The organism is Mycobacterium sp. (genome assembly GCF_049802695.1).
GTDB lineage: Bacteria > Actinomycetota > Actinomycetes > Mycobacteriales > Mycobacteriaceae > Mycobacterium.
On sequence record NZ_JBARMY010000022.1, the window covers coordinates 1 to 8,074 of the forward strand.

The following is an 8,074-nucleotide window of genomic DNA, read 5'->3' on the forward strand; positions in this document are numbered from 1 at the left end:
GCCCGAACACGCGCGGGAGTCGCTTATCCCGGCGCTCAAGGAGCACCTCGCTCCAGAGCTTGATGACTTTCTGACGATCCCGCAGACGGGGGCCCGAGCGGTGACCAGGGCATTGATCGACCGTGTACTTAGGGTGCGTGCCGGTCACTTCAGTGCGGTTTCGGCTCCTACCAACACCGGGCCGCGCGACGGTGGCCACGAGTGGCTCGGACCTGTCTTCCAGCAACTACCCACCGACGCAGGTCACTGGGGCGCACCTTACTTCGAGCACCTGCTCAAACCGTTGCGCCATTCCCCGCCCGGCTACGTGCTGGAAATCGACTCAGATGAGTTCGATGCTGATCGCTTGGCCTCGAACATGCCAGACAACGTGGCGGGAATCGTTGTTGTCCGGCTTCCGTAGAGCAATGAGGGCCGCAAACCAACCTGCGATGCAATCGTCGCGATTCCGCTCGGCGGTCCTGGCGAGTGACGTGGGGCCGAGATCGGATGGCGCCGTCACCGGATCAAGTACGCGTCGATGGTCGCCGGTGGCAGATGGGGCTACTGGCCAATTTCTAGGTTCACCGACGCGATTGTCGACGGCAACTGAATACTGACCACTGCGCGGCAACTGAATTTTGACCAGCTTCCTAGAGAGCCTTGGCTGACTGAGCCAAGGAGGAAGCGAGTGGTGAGCGTGGAGGACTGGGCAGAGATCCGGCGGTTACGCCGGTCGGAGCGGTTGTCGATTTCGGAGATCGCGCGGGTGGTGGGGATTTCGCGGAACACGGTGAAGGCGGCCTTGGCTGCAGATGGTCCGCCGAGGTATCAGCGGGCGCCGGCGGGGTCGGTGACCGACGAGGCAGAGCCCAGGATCCGGGAATTGTTGGCGGCGTATCCGAGGATGCCGGCGACGGTGATCGGCGAACGGATCGGTTGGTCGTATTCGATTCGAACTTTGAGTGGGCGGGTGCGTGAGCTGCGTCCGTTGTATCTGCCGCCCGACCCCGCGTCCCGCACGACCTATCTGGCCGGCGAGATCGCTCAATGCGACTTCTGGTTTCCCGATGTGGTGGTGCCGGTGGGGTTCGGGCAGGCCCGCACTGCTACGCAGTTGCCGGTGTTGACGATGGTGTGTGGGTATTCGCGGTGGGCATCAGCGGTGTTGATCCCTACCCGCACCGCCGAAGACCTCTATGCGGGCTGGTGGCAGCATCTTTCGGTGTTGGGTGCCACACCACGGGTGTGGGTGTGGGACGGCGAAGGTGCCGTCGGTCGGTGGCGACAGCGCCAGCCCGAGCTGACTGCACAGTGCCACGCTTTCCGCGGAACGCTGGCGGCGAAAGTGGTGATCTGCAAGCCGGGTGACCCCGAAGCCAAGGGGCTGGTGGAACGCTTCCACGACTACCTCGAGCGCGCGTTTCTGCCGGGCCGGGTGTTCGCCTCGCCGACAGATTTCAACACCCAGTTGCAGGACTGGTTAGTGCGGGCCAATCACCGCCAGCACCGAGTGCTGGGATGTCGACCGGCTGATCGGGTCGAGGCCGATAAGGCGGCGATGCTGTCTTTGCCGCCGGTGGCGCCGACGGTGGGGTGGCGGGCCTCGACCCGATTGCCCCGAGATCATTATGTGCGCTGCGACGCCAATGACTACTCGGTGCACCCGGTCGCGGTGGGGCGTCGCATCGAGATCACCGCCGACTTGGACCGGGTACGGGTGTGGTGTCAGGGCAGCCTGGTCGCCGACCACGCGCGCATCTGGGCCAAACACCAGACGATCGCCGACCCCGATCACCTCGAGGCGGCGAAGCTGCTGCGCCGGAAGCGTTTCGACGTTGTCGGACCCGGTTCTCACATCGAGGTCGAACAACGCCGGCTCGCCGATTACGACGCGCTGCTGGGCCTCGACGGGCCGGTGGCGTAATGCCGACCAAGACCACCCGCAGCCGCGATGTGACCGCCGAGCTGGCATACCTGACTCGGGCGCTCAAAGCGCCCACCCTGCGTGAGGCCGTCGACCGGCTCGCGCAGCGTGCCCGCACCGAAACCTGGAGCTACGAGGAGTTCCTGGCCGCTTGTCTGCAGCGTGAAGTGTCGGCCCGCGAATCCCACGGCGGCGAAGGACGCATCAGAGCCGCCCGCTTCCCGTCACGCAAATCATTGGAAGAGTTCGACTTCGACCACGCCCGCGGCCTCAAACGCGACACCATCGCACACCTGGGCACCTTGGACTTCGTCACCGCCAAAGACAACGTGGTGTTCCTCGGACCACCAGGAACCGGGAAAACACACCTGGCGATCGGCATCGCCATCCGGGCCTGCCAAGCCGGGCACCGCGTCCAGTTCGCCACCGCCTCCCAATGGGTCGACCGCCTCGCCGCCGCACACCACAACGGCAGCCTGCAAGCCGAACTCGTCCGCCTCGCGCGTTACCCGCTGCTGGTCATCGATGAAGTGGGCTACATACCCTTCGAGCCTGAAGCCGCCAACCTGTTCTTCCAGCTCGTGTCCTCCCGCTACGAACGGGCCAGCCTCATCGTCACCAGCAACAAGCCGTTCGGCCGGTGGGGCGAAGTGTTCGGCGACGACGTCGTGGCCGCCGCCATGATCGACCGCCTCGTGCACCACGCCGAGGTCATCGCCCTCAAAGGTGACAGCTACCGCCTCAAAGACCGAGACCTCGGACGCATCCCCACCGTCACGGCCGACGACCAATGAAACCCAAGCTGGTCAATTTTCGATTGCCGACAGCTGGTCAAGATTCGGCTGCCGTTGACAGAGGTTGCCTGAAATTTCTACCCCTCGCCAAGTGTGGTTGTCCTATCGCGCGCTTCGTGCCGAAGCCAAGGGTCGGCCTGATCTGGCGGAATCGGTGCCCGGCCTGGCTTTGCAGGCCAGGCAAACCCTGCCGCACCGGAGTAAAAGCTATGAAGGTAGGCATTGTGGAGTCGCCGCTAAAGAACCATTTGGGTGGTATATAGCGCCGATGAATTCGTGTATGTCGGTGTCGCCGACGCCTGCGGCGCAGCGGCCCCTTTACGCAACGTCGCTCGGCTCTGATTCGCGTCTAGGTTAAAAACGGTACGTTCCTTCCTGTGAGGAACCTGTGTAACGCTCGCCGCACCTAATTGGGTCAGCACCGGCGATATGTTGTTGAGCAATTCAAGTTTCCGTCTGCCTGTTTTGATATTCCGCAGTTTCGGTTACCCAGGGGTGTAGCCTTGCCCAGGTCCCGGCGGATGGAGGCAACTGGCGTGGCCGAAGCTAGGGGCGTCTTCGGTCGGCTAGGTGAATATGTCGTGCGGTGGCCCCTGGTCGTCATCGGGTTTTGGGTCGCGCTAGCGGCCGTTCTGTCGCTGACGTCGCCATCGGTGACACAGGTGGTCCGAAAACACCCGGTCGCTATCCTGCCGGCCAACGCCCCAGTGATGGTCACGACCCGAGAGATGACCGAGGCGTTTCACCAACCGGGGTCAGAAAACGTCCTGTTGGTCGTCCTGACGAACGACAAGGGACTAGGGCCCAGCGACGAACGCACCTACCGCACACTGGTCGACAAGCTGCACCAAGACACTCGAAACGTCGCGATGCTGCAGGATTTCCTCAGCGCACCGCCCCTGCGCGAGGTCATGACCAGCAAGGATCATCAGGCCTGGTACTTGCCAATCGGGCTCGCTGGCGAGGTGGGCTCATCCCGGTTGCACCAGGCGTACCGCCGAGCCGCTGACATCGTCAAAGAAACCGTCGTGGGATCCACGCTCACCGCGCGCCTGACTGGCCCTGCGGCCACCGACGCTGACCTCATTGACTTCGGTGAGCGAGATCTGCATCTGATCGAGATCGCCACCGCCCTCTTGGTGCTCACCATCCTGCTCATCATCTATCGAAACCCGGTCACCATGTTGCTGCCGTTAATAACAATCGGCATATCCGTGGTGACTGCACAGGCCATTGTGGCTGCATCCGCTCATCTCGGTTTTGGCATTTCCAACCAGATTATTATATTGATGAGCGCGATGATGGCCGGCGCGGGAATAGATTACGCCGTCTTCCTCATCAGCCGCTACCACGACTACTTGCGGCTCGGCGCCGATTCGGATCAAGCGGTAAAGAGTGCGTTGACCTCCATCGGCAAAGTGATCGCTGCATCGGCGGCCACTGTGGCGGTCACCTTTTTCGCGATGAGCTTCACCCAATTGGGAGTGTTTAAAGCAGTCGGTCCGGCGTTGGCAATTGCGATCGGTGTGGCGTTCCTTGCCGCGGTGACTCTCCTCCCAGCCACGCTGGTGCTCGCCGGGTCCCGCGGCTGGATCAGGCCACGCCGCGACCTAACTACTCGTTTCTGGCGGCGTTCGGGAATACGAATTGTGCGCCGGCCCAAAGCCAACCTGGTCGCCAGTTTGACGGTGCTGATCATTCTGGCTGGCTGCGCCAGCCTGGTTCGCTACAACTACGACGATCGGAAGACGCTGCCTAATTCCGTCGAGAGCGCCGTCGGATATGCCGCGCTGGCCCGCCACTTCCCAGTCAACTCGACCATTCCTCAGTACCTCGTCATCCAATCACCACACGACCTGCGGAAACCAGAGGCCGTTGCCGGCCTGGAGCAAATGGCACAGCGGGTAAGCCAACTGCCCGATATCGCGATGGTTCGAGGCGCCACTCGACCCACGAGAGAATCACTGGAACAGGCCACGTTGACGCGTCCGACAGCCGACGCCGGTGACGCGTTCCCCAACGTCCACAACCTGTTCTACGGCCTCGGCAGTCTCGAGAACCAATTGGGCGGGGATACGACGACTGAGGAAGTCGACGACGCGGCCAAGCTCGTCACCACCATGCGTGCACTCGGCTACGCCATCGCCATCGACGTCGCAAACATCGAGAACATCTTCGACGGCCCGCTGGTGACGGCGCTTGACATGGGCCCGGTGTGCTACGCCGACCCCTCCTGCAGCAACCCCCGGTTGGCCACGGCGCGCGAAGAGGGAACGCTCAGCAAGATCGCTGATCTGGCTCGACAGCTACAGTCCACGCCGGGCGCGCAGACCATCGAGTCAACAACGCAGAGCTTGCGCCGAGTACTCGAAACCGTCGCCAACGTTCTGCGGTCAATGGGTCTCGACGATCTTGGCGCCGTGCCGGACCGCTTGGCCACCCTGCAGCAAGGTGCCGACGCCCTCTCCGACGCGATCCGGCGACTGACCGACGGGGCACAGATGCTGGTCTACCAGACCACACATATGGGCGCAGGACTCGCCGATGCGTCGGCGTTCGTCTCGCCTGATGGGCACGCGGCGCGGTACTTGATAGAAACCAAACTCAATCCCTTCAGCACCGATGCCATGGACCAGATCAATTCGATCGCCGATACCGCCCAGGCGGCTCAACCGAATACCGCGCTGGCGGACGCCTCGGTATCGGTGGCGGGATTCACCGTGATGCTCCGGGACACGCGTGACTATTACGATCGAGATATCCGCTTCATCATCGCCATGACCATCTTGATCGTATTCCTGATTTTGATTGCTCTGCTGCGGGCTGTCGTTGCGCCGCTATACCTGATCGTTTCGGTGGTGGTTTCCTACTTGTCGGCGCTTGGTCTCGGCGTCATCGTGTTTCAGTTCATACTCGGTCAGGAATTGTCGTGGAGCATCCCCGGGCTGACTTTCATCGTGTTGGTAGCAGTGGGTGCGGATTACAACATGCTGCTCATCTCGCGGCTTCGGGATGAGTCCACGTATGGCGTGCGCTCCGGTGTTATCCGCACGGTGGGCTCGACCGGCGGCGTGATCACCGCGGCGGGGGTCATCTTCGCCGCGTCGATGTTCGGTTTGCTATTCGCCACCATCAGCACCATGGTCCAGGCGGGTTTCGTCATCGGGATCGGGCTTCTGCTGGATACTTTCCTGGTGCGCACCATCACGGTGCCAGCCATGGCCGTGCTGTTCGGGCGGGCGAGCTGGTGGCCGTCGAGGCTGTTTGGGCGGGCGGAACGAATACCCACGCTGTCGAGTCCACCCCGACCGATCGTCTCCCCTTAGCCACACCAGTCGCGCACATCGGGCGGGTACTCATCGAGCGGTCCAAGGCAGCGTTGCCCTGGCGGGTAGTTGACGCGGGCGTTGAGCAGATCGCAGGGAATATAGACCTGCTTGCCTTTAGGGGTGTTGCTCAAACACTGCGTCGGCGGCTGGGCATGAGCATGGGCAGGGGCGATGAACGCCACCGCTACAGCGCCGAGCACCCACACAACACGGCGATAGATCATTCGTACTCCTTTTGAGTGGGGCTGTAGGAATGGCCGATCTTTGGTGTGCCTAAACGAGAGAAGGCATGGTGCTCAGCCTTTGCTGGTGACGCGTTCGACCCAGCGGGATCGCTCCCATTCCTGGACCACGTTCTCGGGCACGGTAAGTGTGGCGCCTTTGACGTGGGCGGTGCCGTCGACTGGGTGCACTACTCGCCATCGGTCGTTCACGCCCACCTTGACCTGTTTTCCTGTCATTGCTTTTGTCTTCAGAATCATTGATCAGCGTGTCGGTAAACCACTTACGACATTTATGGCACCGGGCCGAGGCGTGGCGAGTGCGAGCCTTGTCTCGGTGACGAACGCAGCTCGGCGGGCTCATTGCCCGCGATCCCGCGACCCTGGTGAAACGCCCAGGCGTGGCGCGCCCCGAGGCGAATCACTCGGACGCGAACGCGGTGACGGCTGTGCTGATGGCCGCCGAGGGATTGCGCCACCGGCCGGTGCTGGTGCTCATCGCCGAGTAGTCGGGCTGACAGTAGTCGGATGGGAGTTGTCGGGCTGACAGTTGTCGGGCTGACAGTGTGTGATTTCAGAACATAGTTGACGGATGTCTCGCGACATAGTTGACACCTACCCAGTGTGGGAGGTCAGCCATGTCAAAGGCGCAGCTTGTCATTACCGCCGTGGTGCTGGAGGGGCGCAGCAAAGCCGAGGTGGCCCGCGACTACGACGTGTCTCGCCAGTGGGTACATCAGCTGGTCACCCGCTATCACCACGAAGGGTCGGCGGCCTTTGAACCGCGTTCTCGGCGTCCGCATCGCCATCGCGACGCGGTGCCCGCCGAGGTCGAAGACAAAATTCTGCGGCTCCGCAAAACGCTGGACAAAGCCGGTTATGACGCCGGCGCGGCGACGATCGCCGGGCACCTGGTCCGCGACCCGTCAGTGACCAAAGTGCCCGCGCTGTCCACGATATGGCGCATCTTGTGCCGGCGCGGCTTCGTGGTCTGCCAACCGCACAAACGACCTCGCTCAGCCTGGAAACGCTTTTGCGCCGACCAACCCAACCAACTGTGGCAGGCTGACGCCACCCACTGGCGGCTGGCCAACGGCGCCGAGGTCGAGATCCTCAACATCCTCGACGACCACTCCCGGATGCTGATCGCCAGCACCGCACATCCCACCGTGACCGGCCCCGACGTCCTGGACGCCTTCACCAACGCCTTCACCCGCTGGGGCACTCCCGCGGCGGTATTGACCGATAACGGAGCCATTTTCACCGCCACACCACGGCGCGGCGGGCGCAGCGCCCTACAACTCACCTTGGGCGAACTGGGCATCAACTACATCAACTCCAAGCCCTATCACCCGCAGACCTGCGGCAAAATCGAACGTTTCCACCAAACGCTCAAAAAGCGTCTCACCGCCACCGCACCAGCGACCACCATCACCGAACTGCAAGCCCAGCTCGACGACTTCAGCACCTACTACAACACCGTGCGCCCACACCGCGCCGTCGACCGGCGAACACCCTTGCAGGCGTTCAACGCTCGCCCCCGAGCCTTCCCCAGCGGCTACCGCATCCCACCGCACTACCGCATACGCCACGACAGAATCGATACCGCCGGCGTCATCACCATCCGCTACAACAGCCGCCTCCACCACATCGGCCTGTCCAAGCACCTACGCGGCACTCACGTCATCGTGCTCATCAACAACCGCGACATCCGCGTCCTGGACCACCACACCGGCCGACTCATCCGCAAACTCGTCCTTGACCCCACCCGCGACTACCAACCACGCAGCGTCAAATGCGGAAACTCACCCGAAAACAGGCTGA

The 8,074-nt window shown here is 62.7% G+C and carries 7 protein-coding genes and 1 pseudogene; 6 read left to right on the forward strand and 2 right to left on the reverse strand.

The features are described 5' to 3' along the window. The 4 genes and pseudogenes from WA317_RS00760 to WA317_RS00775 all read left to right on the forward strand — a co-directional run. A pseudogene (locus WA317_RS00760) lies at positions 1-403 on the forward strand (hypothetical protein); the annotation flags it as partial. Positions 404-670: 267 nt separating this feature from the next. Next, a complete protein-coding gene (gene istA, locus WA317_RS00765) occupies positions 671-1,906 on the forward strand; it encodes an IS21 family transposase (RefSeq protein WP_425171213.1) in 1,236 nt (411 codons plus the stop codon). After that, complete coding sequence (gene istB / locus WA317_RS00770) at positions 1,906-2,700, forward strand: IS21-like element helper ATPase IstB (RefSeq protein WP_425171214.1); 795 nt, start codon at positions 1,906-1,908, stop codon at positions 2,698-2,700. The genes istA and istB overlap by 1 nt, the downstream gene beginning before the upstream one ends. A gap of 521 nt (positions 2,701-3,221) precedes the next feature. Continuing rightward, entirely contained in the window at positions 3,222-6,026 is a 2,805-nt protein-coding gene (locus WA317_RS00775; RefSeq protein WP_425171215.1) for an RND family transporter, read from the forward strand. Here WA317_RS00775 and WA317_RS00780 read toward each other — a convergent pair. Continuing rightward, positions 6,023-6,253 carry a hypothetical protein gene (locus tag WA317_RS00780; RefSeq protein ID WP_425171216.1) on the reverse strand — a complete coding sequence of 77 codons (231 nt, stop codon included), beginning with the start codon at positions 6,251-6,253 and terminating at the stop codon, positions 6,023-6,025. The two genes, WA317_RS00775 and WA317_RS00780, sit on opposite strands and share 4 nt — an antisense overlap. Before the next feature lie 72 nt (positions 6,254-6,325). Next, positions 6,326-6,490 (reverse strand): hypothetical protein, encoded by a 165-nt coding sequence (locus WA317_RS00785; protein ID WP_425171217.1) that lies wholly within the window; start codon positions 6,488-6,490, stop codon positions 6,326-6,328. A gap of 146 nt (positions 6,491-6,636) precedes the next feature. On the opposite strand from WA317_RS00785, the gene WA317_RS00790 reads away from it, so the two are divergent. Further along, positions 6,637-6,759 carry a hypothetical protein gene (locus WA317_RS00790; protein ID WP_425171218.1) on the forward strand — a complete coding sequence of 41 codons (123 nt, stop codon included), beginning with the start codon at positions 6,637-6,639 and terminating at the stop codon, positions 6,757-6,759. A 129-nt stretch (positions 6,760-6,888) separates the two neighbouring features. Then, a partial coding sequence (locus tag WA317_RS00795) for an IS481 family transposase (RefSeq protein ID WP_425171219.1) occupies positions 6,889-8,074 on the forward strand: 1,186 nt, incomplete at its 3' end.